Raw genomic sequence first — 22,723 nt, 5'->3', positions numbered from 1 at the left:
ACACTGTGAGTAACCATTAAAGTTGAGACAAAGTAGGGACCTTGATTCGTCAGAAACACTGATGAATCAAGGCTTTTCTACTTTATATGGTGATGAATAGTAAAACAGGCAAGTTAGTTTAACTCCGAAAATAAGAATAGCGAACAAGTGTTCTTTACATATATTATGCATGCTTATATAATAAAAACGAGACGGAAACGAAGATCTGGTTTGCTTGATAAAACATTGTAGATTCTACTTTAGTGTGAAAATATTATAAATAACTCAATTTTGGAGGAGTCTGTATGCCATATTGTAAAGTCAAGAATGCCAATATATATTACGAGGAAATGGGTACAGGCAAACCGATTATAATGATCCATGGTTTTACACCAGACCATCGGTTAATGAGTGGGTGTATGGAACCTATATTTGAAGATATCCCCGGTTGGCGTCGTATCTATCTTGATTTGCCTGGAATGGGACAAACAAAGGATTACGATCAAATTCGTAATTCAGATGATATGCTAGAAGCAGTTATAAATTTTATTGAAACTCTTGTCCCAAATCAAGATTATCTCATAGCAGGCGAATCTTACGGTGGTTATATTACGAGAGGGATAATTAATAGACATAAAGATCGTATTGGTGGAGCCGCACTGATTTGTCCATTAATTATTCCTGAACACAAAAGAAGAATACTTCCCGAGCATTTTGTTGTTCATAGTGATCGCGAGTTTATGGACACCTTAAGTGAAGAGCAAATAAGTGATTTTAGCGCCAATCAAGTCGTTCTCGATGAATATAATTGGAAAAGGTATTCTGAAGAGATCGTGGCAGGTTGTAAGATCGCTGACTACGATTTTCTTAGCAAGATTCAAAGGAACTATGGATTTTCCACCAATATAGATGAATTAGTTTTCGATAAACCAACAGTATTTACTCTTGGGCGACAAGATGCAGTCGTTGGCTACATAGACGCTTTCAGAATTTTAGACAATTATCCTAGAGCAACCTTTGCCATTCTAGATCGAGCAGGTCATAATCTTCAGATTGAACAGGCTTTATTATTTGAGTCACTTATGCGTGAGTGGCTTGAAAGAGTAACAGAGTTTGGATTTTAGTTGAATATTAATCCATTGAACTAACGGACAGTGGAAATATCGTAAGCTCTGGCCTTGATACGATCACGGACGGACAGAAAGAGGTTAATCTATAGGAGGAATGAAAAATGAAATTTAACAAGGTTGTTCTGTGGATAAATGAATTCGAAGATATGAAGGTATTTTACTCCAAATTGAATTATTTAATTGCCGATGACAAAGATGATAATGAATTTACGGTTTATGTGGGCTACACGCAAGTAGTCTTCAAAAAGGCGGATGATCGATTCTTAGTGCAGTATGGTAAGCCTTATTATCATATAGCCATCAATATTCCAGAAAATAAATTTGCAGAGGCGAAAAAAAAGGTATCTTCTCAAATCAGTCTTATTGAAGAGAATCAAGAAGATGAAGTGTTTTTTGATTTCTGGAATTCTCATTCGTTCTATTTTGAGGACCCGTCAGGAAATATCGTAGAATTCATTGCGAGGCATAATCTGAAAAACCAAACGGATTATCCATTTTCGATGAAGGACTTGATCGGGGTGAGTGAGATCGGTATCGTTTCGAAAAACGTTCCAAATGCAGTGAAAAAGTTAAATGAACTGGGGATACCGAACTTTGGAGAGTCATCTGAAAACTTCGCTCCCATAGGGGATGAGCATGGTCTATTCATCATTGTGCATAAAGGAAGAGAGTGGTTTTTTTCAAACGGAAAAGAGGCCGTATCTTATCCAGTAGAGGTATGGATCGAAAACATCGGACACATCACTTTCACATCAGGCGAAGATTTCGTTATTCATGATTGATTTTTCGAATAGTCCATCCGAATTAGATTTGATTAGAGCGTGAGGACGATAATGAGAGATGAGACCATGTTCTATTCCTTGGGGAAGATAATGGTGATGTGATAGGCTTGTATATAAGAGGCATGAATCCATTAATCTCAGCAAATAGTATTTACGATTTGGATGGTTTTAATTTATTTGCAAGTTATGAAGGATTGGTTGAATCTAAGGAAAACATTAAACTCAGAATAGAGTATATAGGTTTGTTTTTTAGTACTCAATACAACGAATTATTGGGTTTCTACTTGGCGAATAACGATGCATCTAGTTCTGTATTTATATTATTTTTACAAGATGAAATTTTTGTGGAAAAGGATTGTAGTAAATATGAGGCTAGTAGGGTACTTGAAAAAAGGTTTTCGACTGAAGGTTTTATAACATACGAAAAAAAAGGTAAGACTGACTGGGAAAAAATAAACTTCTAACCAGAAAAAAATTAAGTATATGAGCCTAAGCTTCGCTCTACTCAAAAATAATATTTTAAAGTTCTACACAATTGTCAGCTAACATAGAGTTACTTCCAAGTATGAAAGACACGCTTATTAATTCAAAGGTGTTGTCATCAAAGGAAGTAAGTATTTTAGAAGAGCTAGATAGATTAATCCATATGTAAGACTGTCGACAAAGTCTCTCGACACGCTGAGCACCGGAGAAATCTCCGGTGCTTTTTATTATCCAGTAGCGGTAATAGTACTCCTTTCTACATAGCCCAGCATTCCTCTACTTACCATAAGGCTGGGATAAAGCAGCAGTTGTATGTTGACTACAAGAGGAATATAATTTAGATATATAATATTTAGATGGCTAAATAAATTATCTAAATATTTAGGATTTGAGCAGATTGATAATGATTAAAAGGTAAAAGGAGATATCAACATGAATAGACTGGCAGGTAAAGTTGCTATTATCACAGGCGGAGGATCAGGGATAGGAGAACGGATGGTTGACCTCTTTATTGAGGAGGGAGCTGTAGTTATTGCTGCAGACATCAATGATCAAGCTCTTGAACGGGCTAGTAAGAAAACGAATGTGTATGGAATGAAACTGGATGTTTCTTCTGACGAGGATTGGAAGGTTCTTTCCGCAGAAGTGAACATTAAATTCGGTAAAATTGACATTCTGGTTAACAATGCAGGAATAACTTCTGAAAAAGGATATCAGGATATCGACCTAAATGATTGGCATAAATTGATGACGATTAACGGGTATGGTCCGTTTGCAGGTATTAAGCATATAGCTCCGTATATGGCTGCCCAAAAGAGCGGCAGTATTATTAATATTTCTTCTTACACCGCTCAAATCGGTCAGGGATTTAACCATTATTCCGCTTCAAAAGGTGCTGTACGTGCTTTGTCGAAGGCTGCGGCAACAACGTTCGGCCGGGCTGGAGTCCGTGTTAATACGCTTTTTCCTGGCATTATTGAGACACCAATGACTGAAGCGCTCAGCACATCCAAAGAAATGCTTACCCACTTAATTCAAGCGACTCCATTGCAGCGACTTGGTAGACCTGAAGATGTAGCCAACGCTGCTCTATTTTTGGCTTCGGACGAGTCTTCATATATTACGGGATCGGAGCTTGTAATTGACGGTGGTTTTTCTGCCCAATAACATTAGGCTTCACTTTACTGGAAATGGATATCTGACCTTCTTTCAGTAAAGAATGACTTTTATACAAGCCCCCTATACAATATAGGGGGCTATGATTTCATTTGAGAAAGCAGGTTAAAGAGTATTAATGAAAGAACAAGATATATTTACGTTGATTCATGCTATGGACCAGGTTACCAACAATCTATTAATTAAATGGAATAAAATGTTTAATGAGAATCTAGGGATATCACATATCCTTGTTCTTTCGTATTTAAATAGTCACGGAAAGTGCCGCCCTTCTGATCTGGCCAGGTTATTGGGGCTAACTCCTCCGACATTAACCCACCTATCTGGAAAGCTTGTAAAAAAAGAATTGGCTGTACGAGTAGCGGATGAGGAGGACCGACGGATTGTGTACCTGCAAATAACTGACGCTGGAGCCGAAATGCTAAATAAAGCGCAGGAAGAAGGACGACAGCTTAGAAGAGAACTATTTGAAAACCTAACCGAAGAAGAAAGAGAGTCTTTATTGTCTGTTTATGAAAAATTAAATAAGGTAATGAGTGAGGATTGATACAGGTAATCATAAAGAAGCCGCCATGTTGGCGGCTTCTTTTATTGATAATTGGAATTGCTCCGATTTTAAGAAGCAGAGACCGTACTGCGCTTATTCTTAGCGTTGGCGCGGTCGCGGCGACTCAGCAGAAATCCCACCAGGGATGCTGTGGATTGCTGGAAAATCATTCCGAGCACCACAGGCAGCGCTACGGGAGCCGGGAAGTAGGTGATGGCAAGCACAGCCCCTGCGCTAATATTGCGCATGCCGCCGTTGAAGACAAGCGCCGTACGGTCTGCATTATTCCAGCGCATCAGCCCTGATATAAGATAACCAATCGCATATCCAGTAGAGGCAAGGATAATGATGGAGAGGCATACGCCGACAAGCTTGAGATTAAAATCGACCAGATAAGGTGCGATGACAGATCCGTTAATCATGACGACAAGAGCCATAGCCAGCTTAGAGAACGGGCCCAGCCGAGGTCCCCACACCTGCGTAATTTTCCCTTTAGTCCATTCGTTCAACACCATGCCGATTAATGAAGGAACGACAATCATCCAGAACAGACTCTGCATCATCGCCCAGGTGTCGAGCTGCACATTCGCTCCGATCAGCAGAGACATGATGCCAGGTACGGCGAATGGGGCCAAAATGGTATCAATCAGAATGATCGCCAAGGTCAGCGCTGTATTGCCTTTGTAGATATTGACCCACACAAAGCTGGAAATGCCGGTAGGGATAGCTGCACCAAGAATCAGCCCAGTAATCGTATGAAGATCATTACTGAAAGCCAGATGTCCGAGCATCATGGCGAGAAGCGGCATGGCGAGGTGAAGAATAAACAGACAGGCGATCAGCGGGCCAGGATGCTTGATCACATGGATAAAATCCTTGAACCCCATGCCGATGCTGCCCGCGAAGGTCATGAAGGCAAACAGCCAGGGAGAAAGCTCAGTATATTGGGACAACGGAGTACCGATCAGGACGCCGATGAGGATGCTGATGGGGGTGATTAACGGCATAGCTGCATTTAATCTTCGATTCAACGTTACGAGCATACAAAACTTCCTTTTTTGAACTTAAGTATAGACCTTGCCTTTTGATCCGTAAATGATCGATGTAGGGGAGCTCATCTATGGATCAACCCTTCAAATTATTTCGGTACTCCTTAGGAGAGCAACCCATTATTTTTTTGAATAGTCTGGAGAAGTAATAAGGGTCCCTAAAACCGAGTTGTATGCTGATTTCTTTAATAGAAGCATTCGTTAAATCTAAAAGCTGACTGGCTCTCTGTATTTTCATTCTTAGATAGTAATCGACAGGAGAGTAGCCGGTGGATTGCTTGAATATCAGGTTTAAATGCTGCTTGGATACTTGAACATGCCGGCTAAGCTCATCAAGCGACACGGTGGATTCCAAGTGTTCACCCATATAACGTGTAGCCTTATCGACATGGCACTGGTACGTGCTGTCTTCCTTGCGAAATGCAACGGATACAACAAAACTCAGCCGATAACAGATAGTCTGCGATACTTGTACCAAATGTATCATGGAGTAGGATTTGTTCAGTAAAAGATCGTAACACTGATGAAATAGCTCCAGCAGTTTGGTTTCATCCCTGGCAGCCATCGAAATGTACATTTTAAACGGCTCAAACAATGCCATAAAATCATCCATTTGATCCCCTTTAAGATGAAACCAGTAAATTGTCCATGGATCTTCATCGTCAGCCCCATAAGCATGCGGCATGTCCCTGGGAATGTAAGCAAAGCTTCGCTCTTTCAGGACAATGGTTAGGTTATCCTTGGTTCGTATCCAGCCTTTTCCGCTCGCACAGTAAATAAATATATGAGAGTCACAGCCGTCTGTTCTTTCGCGAAAATGATGGCGGGCATGGCTGAAGCAGCCTATATGCGTAAGATATACATTTTTTGTAAGCGGATTCGCTTTTAATTTATTCAGCATATAGGGGGGAAGGACATATACCTTTTTGCGCTCAAAATCATCAGCTTTCTTATTCATAATCTATATATCTCCCAGCCGTAAGCGGCTCAAATGATGAAATACGTATATAGTCCATCATAAACAGTGGATTGTCAATTGTCTGTAATATCGATTACTTGTAAGATTTTGTATAAGAGTGCTATGAGGGAGTGACGAATGGAGCATGAAGGGAACTGGACAGATTGAACAGGCTGTAGAAGCGTTGCGTAAGGCTTGTGGATTATGGAACGTAGAACCCTGTGGACTGGGGCTGAGAGGAGAGACCACATGAGTAATCTGATGAGAAATGTACCGCGTAAATTGACGATCACGATGTGGGACTTCTCTTGGTATACCATGACCCAGGAGGGTGAGCCCTACAGCGATCTGGAAGCTCGATTTCAAGAAGCGGTCGAAAGAGGCTACAATACGATCCGAATATGCGCTATGCCCTTTATGTTGTTTACGGCGGATGGCAAACGCAACGGGCCCTTGGAGTTTGCGAGCCTTGGGAAAGTGGGCCAGCGTACGCGCTGGTATAACTGTCGCGGTGGCGCAGTGCTGGACGGGCATGCTCATTTGCTTGAGCTGTTTAGACAAGCCAAGGCTCATAACTGTTACATTATATTATCCTCTTGGGAATATCAGCAGAGTCCGAGCTTCCTGGCTCATGCTGAGCTTAGAGATGAATTAGCTGCGATCCCTCCTAAGGAAAGATTCATGGCTATTGCCAAATCAATGGATCAGTTGATTCGTTTTGTTACAGCAGAAGGCTATAAGGACCAGATTATCTATACAGAGCTGCATAACGAAGTGGAATTTGGGCAGTTAACTGCTGTCGGAACGTCTGAGGGCATAGCGGAAACGAACGTACCGGCACTTATTGAAGCGATGCAGCCCTACGTGGAAGAAGCGATTGAATATCTTCGCCAAAGCCATCCAGATATGATGATGACAGCCAGCTATACGTTAAATGAAGCCTACCCCAAAGTTTATGTGGCGCGCAATTTGCAGGTGGCCCATTTTCATCTTTATATAAAAGGGGTGCTGAATGAGCTTATGGAAGCAGCAGGGCTTGATGATGAGCTGGTGCCGTTTCCCAATCCATTCGTCCAATCTCTATTGAGGGAAGATGCCCCTGCATTTGCGGAATGGGTTCTGCCTCCAGAGCAGAATTGGCGGATGGAAGGCAACCCCGTTGGCATGAGGCTTATTTATTTGCACGACTGGGTAGATCCGGATCAATGGGATTTATTTTTGTACGATCGGTATGGAGATCATAAAATGGCTATGTTGCAGAAGGCCGACTCTCGATTGGAAGAGATTCATGAATGGAACCGCCATTCCGGTATTCCAATTGTCATAGGAGAAGGTTATGTGGGCTATACGCCGCTGTATGCCCAATTTGAAGAAGGTCCTGTCGGTAAATATATAGCTGAATATGTGTTGCGAAAAGGAATGGCACTGGGGTTCTGGGGAATGACCCTCTGCTCCAACTGTGCTCCGCATCACCCGTTTTGGAATGATATAGCCTGGCAGCGCAAGTGGAACCAATTTATCCTAAATTCAGATTAGAGTTTCCTTCTTAGACAACCTGTTGCCTTTGAGATAGCTGATATCATTCAATATGAACGAGTGAGGGGAGTGAACTTTATGAGAAATTATCGCATTGCAGTCCAAGATGATCACAAGCAAATTGTGAAAGGACATCTCAAACTTGGCGGCACCAATCCAAAGGGAGAACAAATCGGATTCACCAACTATTTTATGGAAAAGGATGGAGAGCCTTTTTTCGGGATTTGTGGTGAATTTCATTATGCACGCTATGATCAACGCTATTGGGAAGACGAAATTATTAAAATAAAAATGGGTGGCGTCAATATTATTGCTACTTATGTTTTTTGGAATCTACATGAAGAAGTTGAAGGTATTTTTAATTGGAGTGGGAACAAAAACCTTCGCCATTTCATTGAGTTGTGCGGCAAACATCAGCTATATATCATTATTCGGATTGGGCCCTTCAATCATGGCGAAATCCGTAACGGCGGTATACCGGATTGGTTATTCGGCCGTCCATTTGAGATTCGTTCTAATGATGAGGGCTATCTGTTTTATACAAGAAGAATATATAACGAAATCGGTATTCAGGTTAAAGGGCTGTTATATAAGGATGGAGGACCAATCATCGGCACCCAAATCGAAAACGAGCATCATCATTCCTCTGCTCAATGGGGATTGACTGTAGGAATTAATGATATGTGGTTAAACTCGGGGAGTGACGGTAATTCACATATGTTAAAGCTTAAAGAAATAGCTCTGGAGGCAGGGATTGATACTCCTATCTATACATGCACAGGCTGGGGAGGAGCGACAACGCCTGTTCCTGATATGCTGCCATTATGGGGCGCATATGCCTATTGGCCATGGATCTATTACGAAGAGGGACGTTTGGAGGGAAAGGACGAGCATCCTGCGACACCGGAATACATTTTCCGAGACAAGCATAATAACCAGATTCCGAAGAGCTACAATTTTGAGCCCTTATACGCCCCGGAGGACTATCCGTACGCTTGTTGTGAAATGGGTGGCGGTATGGTGCAGTTTTATAAATATCGGTTTGCATTTCCTTATCGTAGTGTTCCAGCGATGACTATCATGAAGGTTGCAGAAGGCTGTAACCTGATCGGATACTACATGTATCATGGGGGCTCCAATCCTCGGGGAAAGGTTAACCTGTTCACAAACGATCTGGCTACGCCTAAAATATCCTATGATTTCAATGCCCTGATCGGAGAATTCGGTCAGATCAGGGAGTCATACCGAAGAACGAAGCTGCAGCATTATTTTCTTTCAACGTTCCAACAGCAGTTCTCTCTGACGAAGACTATTTTACCAGAGGACACGTCCCAAATGGACTCTTATGATGTGGATACCCTACGATATGCGGTTCGCTCCCGTGCGGGGTCCGGGTACCTGTTTCTAAATAATTTCCAGGACCATGTTGAAAATCATGACCTGTGCGATTTTAATGTAAGCATTGAGCTGCCTGAGGAAACGATTGTAATCCCTAGTCAAGGTGAACTGACGTTAGGACGTGACAGCTTCGCTATCTTGCCATTTAACCTCAATTTGGATGGAATAAAGCTCAAATATGCAACAGCACAGCTGATAACAAGGATAGAAGAGGATGGAGAAGTATATTATTTTTTCTGTGTACCGGACGGGATGAAAGGAACGTATGCATTGGAGTCAAAAGATATCCTCAGTGCCACGATCGACAAAGGTTCGATAGAACAATGGGATGGGAATACGATCATTCAGGCTGCTGAAGAGGAAGAGAGTCTCATCCGCTTGATATCGGAAAGTGGACTAGAAGTCGCCATCTACACGATGACTGATGAACAGAGCTTGGAGTTTTGGAAGGTCAACCTGCAAGGTCGGGACAGAGTTATCTTGACGAGTGCTAATTTACTTGTATCTGGAGATGAGATCAGACTGGAATCAACAGATCAGGAGACTGTAACACTGAGTGTATTCCCGGATTTTGACCACTCCCTTACATCCATATCGGGGGGAGAGTTGCTTGAGACCGCAGCAAGTGAGTTATTTACAACATATTGTTTAAGGGTCCCCAAGAAAGAAATACAATTCAATCTGAAAAGGGTAAACCATGATAAACTCGTTCTTGATTTCGAAATAAATGCCTTTGACGGGATTAAAGAGGCTCTGTTGCGTATCGATTATACAGGGGACATCGGCTATGCATTTATTGATGGTAAACTGATTCACGATAATTTCTGCAACCATACAACCTGGGAAATAGGTTTAAAGTCATTTGAACATCGGCTTATCGAGCGAGGGATGTACGTATACGTTGCTCCAATTCGAAAGGGCAAGGTTCTAAACAGCAATACAACCATGGCTGGCTGGAAAGAGACTACGGAGGAACGAATCGTGGATATTGGTGCAGTCAGTATCGTGCCTGTGTATGAAATTAAAATCACCCTGTAAATTAGGGAGTACAAGAGCAGAGGCGCTCAGCGAATACTTTAGTACAAAGTATTAAAAATGAATAGCTCATGGTTTGATTCTCTCTTCTAAAATGGCGCAAGAATGCACCCTTTTGTACGAATCAATCCATGAGCCTTTTTATATTCTTATTGTCTTTTTAGAAGATACCCGCTTTTCTCGATGTTTCTTTGATCCCGTTGGCTCCCTCTACCACGGTGCGGCCCCAATCGGTCAGATTGCCGTTAGGTCCTGTCACAAGATCAAGGTAGGAAAGGTTGGAGCTATTGCCATACCAGGACCAGGCTAACCAGCCTACGCCTTTAGATTGGCCGTATCTCATGATTTCTGTCTCGTCGACGTCTGCTCCCTGATGGTAACCGCCAAATTCACCAATAATCAATGGAAGTCCTTGGTTCAGAACGTTATCAATATTGGTTCGAACCGTTTGAACATCTTTACCAGCGAACTCATACATATGGATGGAGAATACCGTATTCTTCAAAGCATCAGCTGCAAATACAGATTTACCGAAGTCATTGATAGATTGAGGATATTGTCCCCAGCCCGCACAATCGACGATGAGCGTATTTTTGATACCTGCGTTTCTCAGCTTGGGAATCGCTTGCTTATACCCATCTGCCCAACCTCCTCCATTCCAAGAGCCATACCATTCATTCGCAATGTTCACGATAACCCGATCTTCCTTGCCGATCAGGGCATCTTTTATACTAATCCAGTAATTCACAGCCGCATCCAAAGATGCATAGTCGTCTTTACCTGTAGCGTCATGAACCTCAAGTACAGGAATCATTTTATAACTTGTGACTAGGGAGATAATATTTTTTACGGAATTTATGTCATCTTTGGTGTATTGGGTTCCGTTGGAAAGGACAATTCGGACTGTATTAGCACCTGTCTTGGCAATAGCCGGGATGGCAGTATTAAGATCGTTCTTATACCAAGTGTGAGCATGATTAACGCCTCTCATAACAAACGGTTTGCCTGTAGAATCGTACAATTTGGTACCGCTTACATAAAATCCTGAAGCAGCTTGCGCCTTGGAGATGAATCCCCCCAAACCAATCATGATAAGCAGACCAGCGAGTCCAGACAATAAAGCTTTTCTTAACAATGCCTTCACTTTTATTCCTCCCTAAAATATATTATTCAACTTTCTGCTAGATAGAGGTGGAGTAGGTATGCAAGTATGTAAATAGCAGTAAGCTAAACACATTATGAAGCGCTTTCATTTTTGTTAATAGTTATTTTTCGTTATTCTATCATTTGCGATTATGTTATTCAATTGATTTTTTTAATTTATTTTTGTTTTTTGGAGTGCATCTGTATGAACTTCTTGTTTGAGTGGGATTTTTAAAGGTTTTATTATGATTATACTGTCTGTTATGATCTGTTTATTTGGTTTATTTGTTAGCGTATTAGTTATGTAACATAAAATAAAGAATAACTAGTTTTTTTATATTATATTTTTTCATATAAAAAACTAACAATATGTTTGGTTGGTTATCAGGAGTCATGTGAGGTATCGATGGTATAGCCCATGTCCAGCTTCACCCCAGTATTAAATTGTTGTATGATATTCTCGTAATATTTTTAATAGAATGGATAGGGGCAGATGATGAGAAAACCAATCATAGCAGTCGATATGGACGATACGATCTGTCATCTCGTCAAACGGGCTATATACCATAACAATAGTGAATTTCCCACTCATCCGCTTCGATATGAAGACATGTTAGATTGGAATACCGATCATCTACGTCATCCCAAAAGCACACATGATGTATTTTATGGACGACCGGGTTTGTTTGAGGAACTTGAACTGTATGACGAGTATGTCGTAGAAGAAATGGAGAAGCTTTGCAATGCTTTTGATGTCATTATTGTGACAGCGGCAGAACCGAAAACCGTCGTGGAGAAATGGAATTGGCTTCAAAGGCATATGCCATTCATTCCGATCGAGAACTTTTTCCCATGTAAACGAAAGAATCTGATTAACTATGATCTCCTGATTGATGATGGTCCCCATAATTTAGTGCCTGCACTGGAGGAGGGGAAGAAAGTGCTTTGCATTCCTCATCCATGGAATTTGAGAGCAAGAGAGCAATATGAGTTCCCAGTCATGGCATCTTGGCAAGGAGCAAAAGAACGAATTGATTCCCTTTTGGGAGTTCTGAAATAAAAAAATAGATGCATTCGTAAAACAGCTAGTTCTCTTGGAACTGGCTGTTTTTGATAGAAATAATAAATCCCATAATAGAATAAAATGGTACAATGGACACATATTTTTTATGGGGAGGGATACGTGTATGACCATGACTATGGGGCAGATGGTGATTCATCTGACAAAGGGAATAGACACACCCAATACAAGCGTAGATTTGCTTGACCCAGAGCTTAGAGATATTGAGATTCAAGGGATTGTAACCGCTTTCTGTGCGTCGCAATATGTGATAGAGCAAGCTATTTCTCTTGGCGCGAATTTTATCATTACGCATGAAGGTATTTATTATAGCCATCACGAAATGCGGGAATGTTTACTTCATGACCCCGTCTATTTGCACAAATCTCGCCTGGTCGCTAACTCTGGCGTAGGGATTTATCGTTTTCATGACACCATACATCGTTATCAACCGGATGGAGTGATGGTTGGACTTCTTCAGGCGCTTGATTGGCACCCTTACGTTGTGAAGCATCAGCCTTCTTCTGCCATTTTGACTATTCCGGCTATGCAAGTGAAAGAAATCGCTGAATATATAAAGGCCAAACTTCATATTCGTTATGTACGAGTAGCTGGCGAGGTATCCATGCCATGTGAGCGAGTGGGAATCTTAGTCGGATATCGGGGAGGTGGTGAACTGGCCATACCCTTATTTCTACATGAACATGTGGACCTGATTATTGCTGGTGAAGGGCCCGAATGGGAAACACCAGAATATGTGAAAGACGCTGTTTATCAGGGGAGAAATAAAGCGCTGATCATGCTGGGACATGCTGAAAGCGAAGCGCCTGGTATGAAGTATCTTGCGGATACACTTTCCACCCAATTTCCAATGCTCCCCGTCTACTTTGTTGAGGACCGCCCCGTGTTTCAAATATTGTAAGCAAAAACATATCTATAACATGCCTATGATGATGATCATCCCGCACTGTTGTTTATATCCGTTCATTTACATTATGAAATGGAGGCAAGATAATGGGAAGCAGAGTGATTATGCCATTCAGAACAGATTGGAAATTCATAGAGGGAAACTACACAGGTGCTGAGAAGACAGATTATAACGATGAGCATTGGCGGAACCTTCATCTTCCTCATGATTGGAGTATTGAAAAATCCTTTGATCCAGATATGCCGTATGGCGGCAATCAAGCTTATTTGCCGAGGTGGTCTGTCGGATGGTACAGAAAGCATTTTAATGTGAAGCCCTCCTCTCCAAAACAGCGTGTATACATACAATTCGACGGTGTTCACAGTAACAGCGAAGTTTGGCTCAATGGGCATTTTGTGGGGAAACGTCCCTATGGATATGTTAGCTTTCAGTATGATTTGACTCCATATATTCGGTGGGATGAGGAAAACGTGATCGCTGTCAAAGTGGATAATACGCTTCTTCCACCTGACAGATGGTATTCAGGTGCCGGGATTTATCGTAATGTCTGGCTGATTTATACGGATTATCTTCATATCACCGAATGGGGGACTACTATTACCACGCCTGCAATTTCGCCAGATGAAGCCAAGGTGAGTGCCAGAATTCAGGTCAGCAACCATCATGAGCATGCCGTAGAGTGTACGATTATGACTGAAATACTGGATTCACAGGGAAAAGTAAAAGGAAAAATTGAAAAAAGATTAACTCTTGCAGGCTTAGCATCAGAAGAAATGGAGCAGGAAATACGAGTTTTACAGCCGGAATTATGGTCACCGGACCATCCAGTGCTTTATGAAGCCCAAACGACGATCTATTGCGACCATACAGAGGTGGATCGTTATCGTACCCCTTTTGGCATAAGAGAAGTGATCCTTGATTCTCAAATGGGATTATTGCTGAATGGAAGCAGCTTGAAGCTAAAGGGAGTGTGCATTCACCATGATTTAGGCTGTCTGGGGGCGGCTTACCATGATACAGCCATGAAGAGAAGGCTGGAGAAGCTGAAGGAAATGGGCTGTAACTCGATCCGTTTTGCTCACAACCCTATGGCGCCCGAATTATTAGATTTATGTGATCAGATGGGCTTCCTGGTAGTTGATGAGGCTTTTGATAAATGGAAGTCTCTTTCCTATGAGCATGTATTTGATGAATGGTGGGCCAAGGATCTGGAGGCTCTGCTTGTTAGAGACAGGAATCATCCTAGTGTTTTTATGTGGAGCGTTGGGAATGAAGTGGAGAACCAAGGGCAACCGTCCATGCTACACATGTTGGAGCAGCTCGTTGCCTTTTGCCATGAAAAAGACCCCACCCGGCCTGTTACCTGCGCGCTTGAACCGCACAATACACCGATTAGCTTGCGTGATGGACCGATTGAGGCCAAGGTGGAGCATACCAAGCTGCTGGCCCAACGAGTGGATGTACTGGGACTGAACTATCAGGAGCAGTGGTATGAGCACTATAGGGCGGCCATGCCGGATACGCTTATCCTTGGAACAGAGACGTTCCCATACTATCGAGGTCAAGGTAACCGTGTTAAAGGTTATTTGCCCCTTAATCCCTGGTTTGATGTCGCTAATCATGATTATGTGATCGGTCAATTTGTTTGGAGTGGAATAGATTATTTGGGAGAAACGAGCTACCCCTCTAAAGGGTGGTCCTCCGGATTGATCGACACGTGTGGGTTCCGCAAACCCGTATCTTATCTCCACCAAAGTCTATGGTCTGATCAGCCAGTTGTGCACATAGCCGTATTTCACGATCATATGAAATCGGAATATAATCCGACATGGACAATGCACTGGAAATCACCGGCTATGGAAGATCACTGGACATTTCCCGAATACGTAGGGAAACTAATACGGTTGGTTACCTTCACCAATTGTGAGCGCGTAGAATTAATCGTGAACGAGGAATCATACGGTGAGAGGAAGTTGTCCGATTACCCTAATCATTTAATTCTATGGGAGTTGCCCTATACACCAGGCAAAATCCGGGCGATAGGTCGCAACGGGAGTCAGCAGGTTTGTGAGCATGAACTGATCACCGCTGGGCTTCCTCATGCACTAAAATTGGAGGCTGATCAGACGATTCTACCTGCTGACGGGCATGAGATCTCCCATGTGGAAGTAACCGTTATAGATCAACAGGGAATTGTTGTACCCAACCAGGATGTTGATTTGAGCTTTGAGCTGCATGGTGATGGCCGTATCCTTGGAATAGACAATGGCGATCTCACCAGTGATGAACCCTACCAGGGGAAAGGGAGACGAACACACAGAGGAAGGTGTCTTGTGATTGTACAATCCAGGGATGGGGCTGGTGAGCTGTTACTGCAAGCATCAGCAGGTGGTGCGTTACAGGGAGAAATTAGATTAAAAATGGAAGAAGAAGACTGACATGTCAGGTTGAATCGATGGGGTATAAGTTAGACATACGTATTATTGTTACCTTGACCAGCTTCTTTGGCTGGTCTTTTTGTTTTTAAATCAGATGGTAAAATAGGCGACCGCCGTGTTGAATTAGTCAACCCTCCCATAAGCTGGTGTCATACTTGGAAATATGCGACCAAAGTACGGCCATTTCTAAAGCGTTTAAAAAATTCATTTATTAGTATGGGGGAGTGATCGATGGACTTTCACCGGAATATACGAATGTTGAATGCTGCAAATCGGCGACTACAGAGGGCAAGACGCTTTTTAAAACTGGAAAGATTGGAACATGCAGAGTATGACATTTTAGCTGCTAAGGTTATTCTCAGTGGTACGTTAAATTGCTTAAATAGCTGTAAGAAAACCAAAAATCCTCGGAAATTACCGGGGAAGAGAAAAAATGAGTAAGCGAAGAAGAACGCAGAAAAGTTGCATAAGAAAAGTGAATTTAGCTTTGAGGGAACTGAAAGAAGCTAAACGCAACATGAAACGGAGAAAGATAATACTTGCCAAGAAAGAAGTTGCAAGATCCTTACTTCAACTTGGTAAATCATTAAGATGCATCGATAGGCTTGAAACCTTAAAAATAATGGACTCATTGAAATTCGGACATTTAGCTGGTTATGCTGGTGACGTTTGGTATCCACAACCTGCCGCTGCTGATCATCCTTGGAGAACAATGCCCAAACAAGCAATGACAATCCATTACACTGGTATGACTTTGGAAGCTTAACACCGTATTGAGATTGGAACAAAAGCTATTTTAGATAATTTCTTTGAAGGAAAAGCATAAAAACAAGAGGATTTAATTGTAGAGGGTGGAGAAATCGTCAGTCCAAGCTACAAACTCAAGTAAGCTGCAACAATCAAACTGCCATTTACGGCAGGCCGGCTTCCCGATCGATGAGCAGGAAAAGTAAGTCAGGGGAAGAATGGCAAACTGGCTCATGCTACTCACGCCGATAATAAAGGTGGGGCTATTTTACGTATAGCCTAAGAAATGGGCTTGGTCAAAAAAAAAGGAGCGCCTCGGTATGATGGGTTTGTCGACGGGTAAATCCCTAACATCATCAAGGAGGCGCTTTTACTATGAAGTTTAAATAAACGGATGGACAATACGAACTCCTGAAGGATGGGGAATTCAGTTCGCAACCAATCATTTGTGACACTTTGTTCTTACCACCGGATTTCATGAGGTTTAGCTGCGGCAGACGGTGTCCGTGTGGTCTCAATTCTGAGGGGCATCTCCACTCGCCGGTATGTTCGAGGATATTAACTTCCTGCGTCGTTCTTACGCCCTATTTCTTGCCTAGGGACAATCCAAAACAGCTGATATGCCCCTCACTGTTAAAGCTTCAACACGCTGGGTCAACGAGGGCGTATCTTTAGCCGGTTATTTGCTCCCAAAAGGGGGATAAATTGACCGATATAACCTCAATGACTTCTTCAAACATCGTTTCTACTGAGCGATCCTGAGGGTTCCGACTCCACTGCAAAGCCGATCCGAATATACCCCAACTGATAACGAGCGCCATAGCTTCCAATTTTTCTTGAGAAAAGCCCTGTGTGTCCACTTCATTTATCCGTTTAAGCAGGAGTCGATGAAGACCCTGATGCATGGTATTTTCAAACATCGCTTCAAACTGCTTGTCTCCCGGCGTACTACACTGTTGAAACCGCAAAAGAAAATTGAATATGGTTTGAATAAGGATTCGCAAATTGTCCGCATTGCATCTTGTTTCTTCCGGCAGTCTATTCCTTATAGTCATTTGGAACTTTTCCATCATCCAATATTCAAGAAAATCATATTTATCCTGAAAATGCGCATAAAACGTTGTTCGATTTACGGTTGCTTGATTCGTGATCTCGTGCACAGAAATGGAATAGATGTTTCTCTTTTTCTCAACCAAATCGTTAAAAGCCTGCACGAACAACTGACGAGTTCTTTTAACACGCGGATCCTCGGGATTTACCGACATTTTACCCCCCTCTTTCTTCTAAACTCAAATAACAGACAAAAGGACAAGAATGTTGGGAACACAACAAAAACAGCTTTTTGCAGGTTGTTTGGACAACCCAATCCTTTTATCTTTTAAAATAAACACCTTGATCTGTTTGTGTGTGCTTCCCGATTTTTTTGAACATGCATTTATACGATTATGATTGCACAAACAAAATCGTATAACAAGAAAATCTCTATCTGATTTGCAAACGAAAGGATGAGTGTAGAAATGATTGTTGTTACAGGAGCGAATGGAAAATTAGGTCGGAATGTTGTAGATGAACTTCTCAAGCGTGTTCCTGCCGGTGGTATTGGTGTAAGTGTCCGTGATGTGAACACGGCACAGGATCTAAAAGAACGGGGAGTTCGTGTTCGGCAAGGAAATTTTGATGATTCCGAAAGTCTTCTTCATGCCTTTGAGGGAGCATCACAAGTTCTTATTATCTCGTCCCACTCCTTGGGGGAAGTTGCTATTCGTCAGCACCATACCGCAATCGACTCTGCAAAGAAAGCTGGTGTTAGTCGACTGCTGTATACTAGCCAAATGTTTTCATCTGCAACATCGCATTTCCCCCCCTATGAACGTTCATGCTGCTACAGAAGGGATGCTAAAATCTTCAGGAATGGCTTTCACGTCGCTGCGAAATGGCTTTTATGCCTCATCAGCGATAATGTGGATGGGTGATGCCTTGAAAACAGGGGAATTGATTGCTCCGGAAGATGGTCCTGTTGCCTGGACCGCCCATTCCGACCTGGCTGAAGCAACAGCGGTAATCCTAACAGAGCAGAGATATGATGGTATAACTCCTCACCTTACGGCTTCTGAAGCGATTGACATGGATAAAATCGCATCTATTGCTTCCAAGGTCTTGGATCGACCGATTCGGCGAATTGTCGTGTCGGATGACGAATATCGGAACCACTTGATGTCCCGAGGACTGCCGGAAGCGATGGTTGGCATACTTACGGGTATGTTTCAGGCAAGTCGACAGGGAGATTTCTCGCAAACCAATCCTGCTTTGGAAAACCTGATTGGTAGATCCCCAGTGAGTTTTACGGATTTTCTTAAAGACACGATTTCTCAATAACGCTTTACACTGACTGTTTTGGAACATCGGAAGAGTGGTGCCACTATGAATGACCCGAGGGGTTGTTTGACGTTTACTTTATAAACACCTCGCTGCTATACCGTTACCAGTTCAATCCTCCTTCAAATCGCTTTCTGTTTTGGAAAAACCCGGGGCTAATAAAGACTATGGTTACGCCTTCCCGAGAGGGGATTCGTCCAGATACATGTATTATAACAATGTTGGTACTACGATAGTGGAAATTAAAGATGGAGTAGCTAAGGCAGTTTGGCAATTTACATCAGGGAATGGTGTGGATGATATTGTATCCAGTGCTATAGATATTATCCAACCTATTCCTAATGAGACGAGAAAACAATAGCTACTACTGATTCAGTTTATTAAGGACGTCCTTAGCAAGGGACGTTCTTTATTTATGTTTGCCTAACTATGGAACGGATTAGGGCGACATGGGAGAAAGAGAAAGAGCTTCTAATAATGAAGCTCTAAAAACGGAAGCTACCTCCCACAGCTTAGCATACCGCCAAGTTTTTTTGATATTAATGCTGGATACGAATAGAATAACTTGTTATAATGCTACTTATTAAAAGATTTATAAAAAGTATCGATAAGGAGCTAATCGATGATAGGAGAACCCTCCATGAATCCTAGGGTAGTTCGTAATATTTTATTTGTTTTATTCGCCTTACCGGGTGTAGCTTTTGCTTCCTGGGTGTCCCGCACGCCTGTCATACGAGATATTTTGCATGCCTCGACTGCCGAAATGGGGATCATTATTTTTGGATTAGCCGCGGGTTCTTTATTGGGCCTCCTTAGTGCGGGCAATGTTATTTCTCGTATAGGTGGACGGTCAGTCATTCTGGGAAGTGCGCTTTTGATTGTGATTGGTTTTCTTATTGTAGGATTGGGAGCTGCGTTGTCGTTTACGAGCATTGTATTTGTTGGCTTGATCATCTTTGGCAGCGGCTATGGCACAGCTGAAGTAGCTCTTAATGTCGAAGGTTCTGCGGTAGAAAATCAGTTGAATAAAACGCTTTTGCCCGCCTTTCACGGTTCGTTTAGTATGGGGACACTTGCAGGAGCTATTATCGGTTCTGGAGCAGCGGCGGTACACGTACCTGTAGTGGTTCATTTTGGGGCTATAGCCGCCATGATTGCCGCAGTAACGTTCTATTTGTACCGTTATTTGCCCCGTGATACAGGTAAAGAACAGGATGTTTCTTCCCAAAAGAGTGGATCTAACATCAAGGCTCAGCTTGCTGTCTGGAAAGAACGACGAATCCTGCTGATTGGCATCATTGTGCTCGGGATGGCCTTTGCCGAAGGGGCTGCGAATGACTGGCTGCCGCTAACGATGGTAGATGGTTATGGCGTAGACTCCTTAACAAGCTCCTATATGTACGGGCTATTCGTGGCAGCGATGACCATTGGACGCTTCACAGGTGGATTTATACTGGATAAATTCGGCCGCGTTCCTGTGCTGAAAGGAAGTGCTGTTCTGGCTGCTGTGGGTATTATTTTAGTGATTTGGGGACAGCATTATCTCTTGGCTGGATTGGGTATCTTGTTATGGGGACTTGGAGCTTCACTTGGCTTTCCTGTAGGCTTATCAGCTGCTGGAGATGATCCTCGCGGTGCAGCTATCCGGGTAGGGGCCGTAGCCACTATCGGTTATCTTGCCTTTTTAGTGGGGCCTCCGGGATTAGGGCTCTTAGGTGAACATGTGGGCCTCCTGCATGCCTTAATTGTTGTGCTCATTGGCGTTATTATTGCTGGTTTGATATCGGGTGCTGCCCGGCCCGTGGGGATGAGAAAAAAGAAATGAAATTAAAATATAAAGGAGATTGTCGCATGTCTATGAAAACGGAAAAACAAAAGATGCTGGATGGGGAGCTGTATGTAGCAGCTGATCCTCAATTAACGAGTGAAAGAGAGTATGCGAGAAGATGTGTACGTCTCTTTAATCAGACGACTGAGGCGGATAGTGAGTACCGTGAAAAGTTACTTAAGGAGCTTTTCGGTTCCACTGGTGAAAATATAAGCATGGAACCCAACATACGCTGTGACTACGGATATAACATCCATGTTGGGGAAAATTTCTATGCCAACTTTGACTGTACTATTTTGGATGTTTGCGAGGTGCGCATTGGAGATAATTGCTTTTTAGCTCCGGGAGTCCATATCTACACAGCGACTCACCCCATTGATCCATTTGAACGAATTGCGGGTCCAGAGTATGGAAGGCCTGTAACGATTGGCAACAATGTATGGATTGGCGGCAGGGCGATTATTAATCCCGGTGTTACGATAGGGAATAACGTCGTAGTGGCATCAGGAGCGGTAGTAACCAAGGATGTGCCAGATAATATGATCGTAGCTGGGAATCCGGCACGGATAATTAAGCAAATTGCCGTTTCCTAAATAACATACAAGCTAACTGATTTATACCGAAGATCCTATTAAAAGAGTCCTTGTTTAATAGGATCTTTTAAATTTAAGGACTTTCACAGGTATGCTCTTCAAGGATTTGAACTATACAGAGTAATAAATGATCATATTCATCCTTACCAGTGTTTCTCCTAAATTATAGTATATGTGTGGACGGTCTGCCTTAAAGCGGATCGAATCCCCAGCTTTCACTGTGTACGTTTCTTCGCTGACTTTTACCACCATTTCACCCTCAAAGACGGTAATAAATTCTTCAGTACCCTCACGGTGTGGGGCAGAACTCAGTTCCCCGCCTGTTTCAATCTCTACGGTATAGACCTCAAAATTTCGGTTTCCTTCATAGGGGAAAAACGGATACAAACGATAGTGATTGCTTTCTTCAAGCACTTGTACTTTGCTTTTAGGAACGACTACGGCATCGGCAGGCGGTTCGCTTATCAGGGCAGTGAATGATATTTTCAAGCCGTTCGCAATTTTCCACACCGTTGTAATCGAGGGATTCGATTCTCCCCGTTCAATCTGGCCGAGCATCGTTTTACTGATCCCAGTGAGTTCAGCTAATTTGTCTAAGCTTAATTTTCTTTCATTCCTTAAATGCTTTAAATTTTTACTTAAAATCAAATTAATATGCTCCATCATTTTTTCGCTCCCTATTGTGCTATATAAAGAACATAATGTACAATCATGAAGTACAAATGTGCGCTTTAACGTACATTTTATTCAATTATAACACACTGGAGTTGATTATTGCATGCCGTTTATTCCATTTTTGTCGTATGCACTTGTTACCAGCTTTACGCCAGGGCCCAACAATATTATGTCATTAGACAGTGCCAGGCGGTTAGGTTTGAAGAGAGCATTTCCATTCTTACTGGGGGTAACAGCAGGATGCTTTGGTATTATGCTGTTAGCCTGCTATTTTAATCTTGCGTTGTATCATTTCTTGCCTCGGGTCAAGGTCTGGATGAATGTTCTCGGTAGTCTATACATGCTTTATCTGGCAGTAAAAATAGCGAAAAGCAAATCTACTACGAAGGACAATGACCCCAATGAAGGGTATTCCTTCAAATCAGGATTGCTGCTGCAATTTATCAATTTAAAAATCATTTTGTACGGTATTACGGTCATTTCAACGTTTGTAATGCCTTATGATGTGTCATATATGACACTGTTTATGATATCGTTACTCCTGACCTGCATTGGTTTTGCAGCGGTTATGTGCTGGGCGGTTTTCGGCGCCATGTTTCAACGTTTCTTGAATAAGTATGAGCGCTCCTTCAATATCATAATGGCCTTATTGCTCCTGTATAGTGCGCTATCCATCTGGATATAAATGAATACCGTATTTCTCATAGAAAAAGAGAGGTTCCTGACTTATAGGCAGGAGCCTTTTTCGTGTGAGCTGAGTTCATTCAAAGGGACATGAAATACAACCGGAAAATATGGGTAAGTTTTCTGATCACCCCGTTCTAAAACGGGTATTACCTTAATAAATAAAGTATATTGACAA

21 protein-coding genes and 1 pseudogene are annotated in these 22,723 nt (G+C 42.4%); 17 read left to right on the top strand and 5 right to left on the bottom strand.

The genetic code is table 11. The features are described from left to right. The first annotated feature begins 284 nt into the window (after positions 1-284). From ACQQ6X_RS24290 to ACQQ6X_RS24270, 5 genes and pseudogenes are all read left to right on the top strand, one after another. Positions 285-1,103, top strand: coding sequence for an alpha/beta fold hydrolase (locus ACQQ6X_RS24290; protein ID WP_305167417.1), 819 nt, complete (start codon positions 285-287; stop codon positions 1,101-1,103). Positions 1,104-1,210: 107 nt separating this feature from the next. Continuing rightward, positions 1,211-1,891: a VOC family protein gene (locus tag ACQQ6X_RS24285; protein ID WP_305167416.1), complete on the top strand. Its 681-nt coding sequence runs from the start codon at positions 1,211-1,213 to the stop codon at positions 1,889-1,891. Positions 1,892-1,923: 32 nt separating this feature from the next. Continuing rightward, positions 1,924-2,355: pseudogene (locus ACQQ6X_RS24280) on the top strand (hypothetical protein); the annotation flags it as partial. A 451-nt stretch (positions 2,356-2,806) separates the two neighbouring features. Beyond that, complete coding sequence (locus tag ACQQ6X_RS24275) at positions 2,807-3,541, top strand: SDR family NAD(P)-dependent oxidoreductase (RefSeq protein ID WP_305167414.1); 735 nt, start codon at positions 2,807-2,809, stop codon at positions 3,539-3,541. A gap of 127 nt (positions 3,542-3,668) precedes the next feature. Beyond that, positions 3,669-4,097 carry a MarR family winged helix-turn-helix transcriptional regulator gene (locus tag ACQQ6X_RS24270; RefSeq protein ID WP_305167413.1) on the top strand — a complete coding sequence of 143 codons (429 nt, stop codon included), beginning with the start codon at positions 3,669-3,671 and terminating at the stop codon, positions 4,095-4,097. Positions 4,098-4,165: 68 nt separating this feature from the next. Here ACQQ6X_RS24270 and ACQQ6X_RS24265 read toward each other — a convergent pair whose 3' ends face one another. Both ACQQ6X_RS24265 and ACQQ6X_RS24260 read right to left on the bottom strand, forming a co-directional pair. Further along, positions 4,166-5,140 (bottom strand): bile acid:sodium symporter family protein, encoded by a 975-nt coding sequence (locus tag ACQQ6X_RS24265; RefSeq protein ID WP_305167412.1) that lies wholly within the window; start codon positions 5,138-5,140, stop codon positions 4,166-4,168. Between the two features lie 82 nt (positions 5,141-5,222). Continuing rightward, positions 5,223-6,104, bottom strand: a complete 882-nt coding sequence (locus ACQQ6X_RS24260; RefSeq protein WP_305167411.1) for an AraC family transcriptional regulator — start codon at positions 6,102-6,104, stop codon at positions 5,223-5,225. A gap of 249 nt (positions 6,105-6,353) precedes the next feature. Here ACQQ6X_RS24260 and ACQQ6X_RS24255 point away from each other — a divergent pair, with 249 nt between their 5' ends. After that, positions 6,354-7,640: a cellulase-like family protein gene (locus ACQQ6X_RS24255; protein ID WP_305167410.1), complete on the top strand. Its 1,287-nt coding sequence runs from the start codon at positions 6,354-6,356 to the stop codon at positions 7,638-7,640. Positions 7,641-7,718: 78 nt separating this feature from the next. Further along, entirely contained in the window at positions 7,719-10,076 is a 2,358-nt protein-coding gene (locus ACQQ6X_RS24250; RefSeq protein WP_305167409.1) for a beta-galactosidase, read from the top strand. A gap of 157 nt (positions 10,077-10,233) precedes the next feature. Here ACQQ6X_RS24250 and ACQQ6X_RS24245 read toward each other — a convergent pair whose 3' ends face one another. Next, positions 10,234-11,217: a glycoside hydrolase family 5 protein gene (locus ACQQ6X_RS24245; protein WP_305167408.1), complete on the bottom strand. Its 984-nt coding sequence runs from the start codon at positions 11,215-11,217 to the stop codon at positions 10,234-10,236. A 495-nt stretch (positions 11,218-11,712) separates the two neighbouring features. Here ACQQ6X_RS24245 and ACQQ6X_RS24240 point away from each other — a divergent pair, with 495 nt between their 5' ends. The 4 genes from ACQQ6X_RS24240 (at position 11,713) to ACQQ6X_RS24225 (ending at position 16,408) form a co-directional block, all read left to right on the top strand. After that, positions 11,713-12,276, top strand: coding sequence for a 5' nucleotidase, NT5C type (locus ACQQ6X_RS24240; protein WP_064796644.1), 564 nt, complete (start codon positions 11,713-11,715; stop codon positions 12,274-12,276). Positions 12,277-12,403: 127 nt separating this feature from the next. Next, positions 12,404-13,198, top strand: a complete 795-nt coding sequence (locus ACQQ6X_RS24235) for a Nif3-like dinuclear metal center hexameric protein (RefSeq protein WP_305167407.1) — start codon at positions 12,404-12,406, stop codon at positions 13,196-13,198. Positions 13,199-13,290: 92 nt separating this feature from the next. Next, positions 13,291-15,642 (top strand): glycoside hydrolase family 2 TIM barrel-domain containing protein, encoded by a 2,352-nt coding sequence (locus tag ACQQ6X_RS24230; protein ID WP_305167406.1) that lies wholly within the window; start codon positions 13,291-13,293, stop codon positions 15,640-15,642. Between the two features lie 433 nt (positions 15,643-16,075). Continuing rightward, positions 16,076-16,408 carry an NAD(P)-dependent oxidoreductase gene (locus ACQQ6X_RS24225; protein ID WP_305167405.1) on the top strand — a complete coding sequence of 111 codons (333 nt, stop codon included), beginning with the start codon at positions 16,076-16,078 and terminating at the stop codon, positions 16,406-16,408. A 652-nt stretch (positions 16,409-17,060) separates the two neighbouring features. On the opposite strand, the gene ACQQ6X_RS24220 is transcribed toward ACQQ6X_RS24225, so the two are convergent. Continuing rightward, the gene (locus ACQQ6X_RS24220; protein ID WP_305167404.1) at positions 17,061-17,654 is read right to left on the bottom strand and encodes a TetR/AcrR family transcriptional regulator; all 594 of its coding nucleotides are present in this window, start codon (positions 17,652-17,654) and stop codon (positions 17,061-17,063) included. A gap of 252 nt (positions 17,655-17,906) precedes the next feature. Here ACQQ6X_RS24220 and ACQQ6X_RS24215 point away from each other — a divergent pair, with 252 nt between their 5' ends. The 5 genes from ACQQ6X_RS24215 to ACQQ6X_RS24195 all read left to right on the top strand — a co-directional run bounded on the left by ACQQ6X_RS24215 (position 17,907) and on the right by ACQQ6X_RS24195 (position 21,186). Further along, positions 17,907-18,362, top strand: a complete 456-nt coding sequence (locus ACQQ6X_RS24215; RefSeq protein ID WP_305167403.1) for an NAD(P)H-binding protein — start codon at positions 17,907-17,909, stop codon at positions 18,360-18,362. After that, a complete protein-coding gene (locus tag ACQQ6X_RS24210; protein ID WP_430493507.1) occupies positions 18,349-18,765 on the top strand; it encodes a hypothetical protein in 417 nt (138 codons plus the stop codon). The genes ACQQ6X_RS24215 and ACQQ6X_RS24210 overlap by 14 nt, the downstream gene beginning before the upstream one ends. 205 nt (positions 18,766-18,970) lie before the next feature. Continuing rightward, the gene (locus tag ACQQ6X_RS24205) at positions 18,971-19,126 is read left to right on the top strand and encodes a hypothetical protein (RefSeq protein WP_430493506.1); all 156 of its coding nucleotides are present in this window, start codon (positions 18,971-18,973) and stop codon (positions 19,124-19,126) included. A gap of 279 nt (positions 19,127-19,405) precedes the next feature. Next, the gene (locus tag ACQQ6X_RS24200) at positions 19,406-20,590 is read left to right on the top strand and encodes an MFS transporter (protein ID WP_305167401.1); all 1,185 of its coding nucleotides are present in this window, start codon (positions 19,406-19,408) and stop codon (positions 20,588-20,590) included. Between the two features lie 26 nt (positions 20,591-20,616). Further along, on the top strand, positions 20,617-21,186 hold the full coding sequence (locus ACQQ6X_RS24195) for a sugar O-acetyltransferase (RefSeq protein ID WP_305167400.1): 570 nt from the start codon (positions 20,617-20,619) through the stop codon (positions 21,184-21,186). Between the two features lie 111 nt (positions 21,187-21,297). On the opposite strand, the gene ACQQ6X_RS24190 is transcribed toward ACQQ6X_RS24195, so the two are convergent. Beyond that, positions 21,298-21,852 carry a helix-turn-helix domain-containing protein gene (locus tag ACQQ6X_RS24190; RefSeq protein WP_305167399.1) on the bottom strand — a complete coding sequence of 185 codons (555 nt, stop codon included), beginning with the start codon at positions 21,850-21,852 and terminating at the stop codon, positions 21,298-21,300. Between the two features lie 112 nt (positions 21,853-21,964). On the opposite strand from ACQQ6X_RS24190, the gene ACQQ6X_RS24185 reads away from it, so the two are divergent. Continuing rightward, entirely contained in the window at positions 21,965-22,546 is a 582-nt protein-coding gene (locus ACQQ6X_RS24185) for a LysE family transporter (RefSeq protein WP_305167398.1), read from the top strand. The last annotated feature ends 177 nt before the right edge of the window (positions 22,547-22,723 follow it).

The sequence above is a fragment of the Paenibacillus ottowii genome (assembly GCF_050516475.1).
GTDB lineage: Bacteria > Bacillota > Bacilli > Paenibacillales > Paenibacillaceae > Paenibacillus > Paenibacillus ottowii.
This window is presented reverse-complemented; position numbering and strand designations above follow the sequence as displayed.

What these genes read in the sequence shown, in the direction of transcription:
- ACQQ6X_RS24225 (WP_305167405.1), top strand. Translation starts at nt 16,076, where the DNA reads ATGAGTAAGCGAAGAAGAACGCAGAAAAGTTGCATAAGAAAAGTGAAT.
- ACQQ6X_RS24235 (WP_305167407.1), top strand. Translation starts at nt 12,404, where the DNA reads ATGACCATGACTATGGGGCAGATGGTGATTCATCTGACAAAGGGAATA.
- ACQQ6X_RS24195 (WP_305167400.1), top strand. Translation starts at nt 20,617, where the DNA reads ATGTCTATGAAAACGGAAAAACAAAAGATGCTGGATGGGGAGCTGTAT.
- ACQQ6X_RS24285 (WP_305167416.1), top strand. Translation starts at nt 1,211, where the DNA reads ATGAAATTTAACAAGGTTGTTCTGTGGATAAATGAATTCGAAGATATG.
- ACQQ6X_RS24240 (WP_064796644.1), top strand. Translation starts at nt 11,713, where the DNA reads ATGAGAAAACCAATCATAGCAGTCGATATGGACGATACGATCTGTCAT.
- ACQQ6X_RS24255 (WP_305167410.1), top strand. Translation starts at nt 6,354, where the DNA reads ATGAGTAATCTGATGAGAAATGTACCGCGTAAATTGACGATCACGATG.
- ACQQ6X_RS24205 (WP_430493506.1), top strand. Translation starts at nt 18,971, where the DNA reads ATGTATTATAACAATGTTGGTACTACGATAGTGGAAATTAAAGATGGA.
- ACQQ6X_RS24260 (WP_305167411.1), bottom strand. Translation starts at nt 6,104, where the DNA reads ATGAATAAGAAAGCTGATGATTTTGAGCGCAAAAAGGTATATGTCCTT.
- ACQQ6X_RS24210 (WP_430493507.1), top strand. Translation starts at nt 18,349, where the DNA reads ATGTGGATGGGTGATGCCTTGAAAACAGGGGAATTGATTGCTCCGGAA.
- ACQQ6X_RS24190 (WP_305167399.1), bottom strand. Translation starts at nt 21,852, where the DNA reads ATGATGGAGCATATTAATTTGATTTTAAGTAAAAATTTAAAGCATTTA.
- ACQQ6X_RS24290 (WP_305167417.1), top strand. Translation starts at nt 285, where the DNA reads ATGCCATATTGTAAAGTCAAGAATGCCAATATATATTACGAGGAAATG.
- ACQQ6X_RS24230 (WP_305167406.1), top strand. Translation starts at nt 13,291, where the DNA reads ATGGGAAGCAGAGTGATTATGCCATTCAGAACAGATTGGAAATTCATA.
- ACQQ6X_RS24215 (WP_305167403.1), top strand. Translation starts at nt 17,907, where the DNA reads ATGATTGTTGTTACAGGAGCGAATGGAAAATTAGGTCGGAATGTTGTA.
- ACQQ6X_RS24275 (WP_305167414.1), top strand. Translation starts at nt 2,807, where the DNA reads ATGAATAGACTGGCAGGTAAAGTTGCTATTATCACAGGCGGAGGATCA.
- ACQQ6X_RS24200 (WP_305167401.1), top strand. Translation starts at nt 19,406, where the DNA reads ATGAATCCTAGGGTAGTTCGTAATATTTTATTTGTTTTATTCGCCTTA.
- ACQQ6X_RS24185 (WP_305167398.1), top strand. Translation starts at nt 21,965, where the DNA reads ATGCCGTTTATTCCATTTTTGTCGTATGCACTTGTTACCAGCTTTACG.
- ACQQ6X_RS24270 (WP_305167413.1), top strand. Translation starts at nt 3,669, where the DNA reads ATGAAAGAACAAGATATATTTACGTTGATTCATGCTATGGACCAGGTT.
- ACQQ6X_RS24265 (WP_305167412.1), bottom strand. Translation starts at nt 5,140, where the DNA reads ATGCTCGTAACGTTGAATCGAAGATTAAATGCAGCTATGCCGTTAATC.
- ACQQ6X_RS24250 (WP_305167409.1), top strand. Translation starts at nt 7,719, where the DNA reads ATGAGAAATTATCGCATTGCAGTCCAAGATGATCACAAGCAAATTGTG.
- ACQQ6X_RS24220 (WP_305167404.1), bottom strand. Translation starts at nt 17,654, where the DNA reads ATGTCGGTAAATCCCGAGGATCCGCGTGTTAAAAGAACTCGTCAGTTG.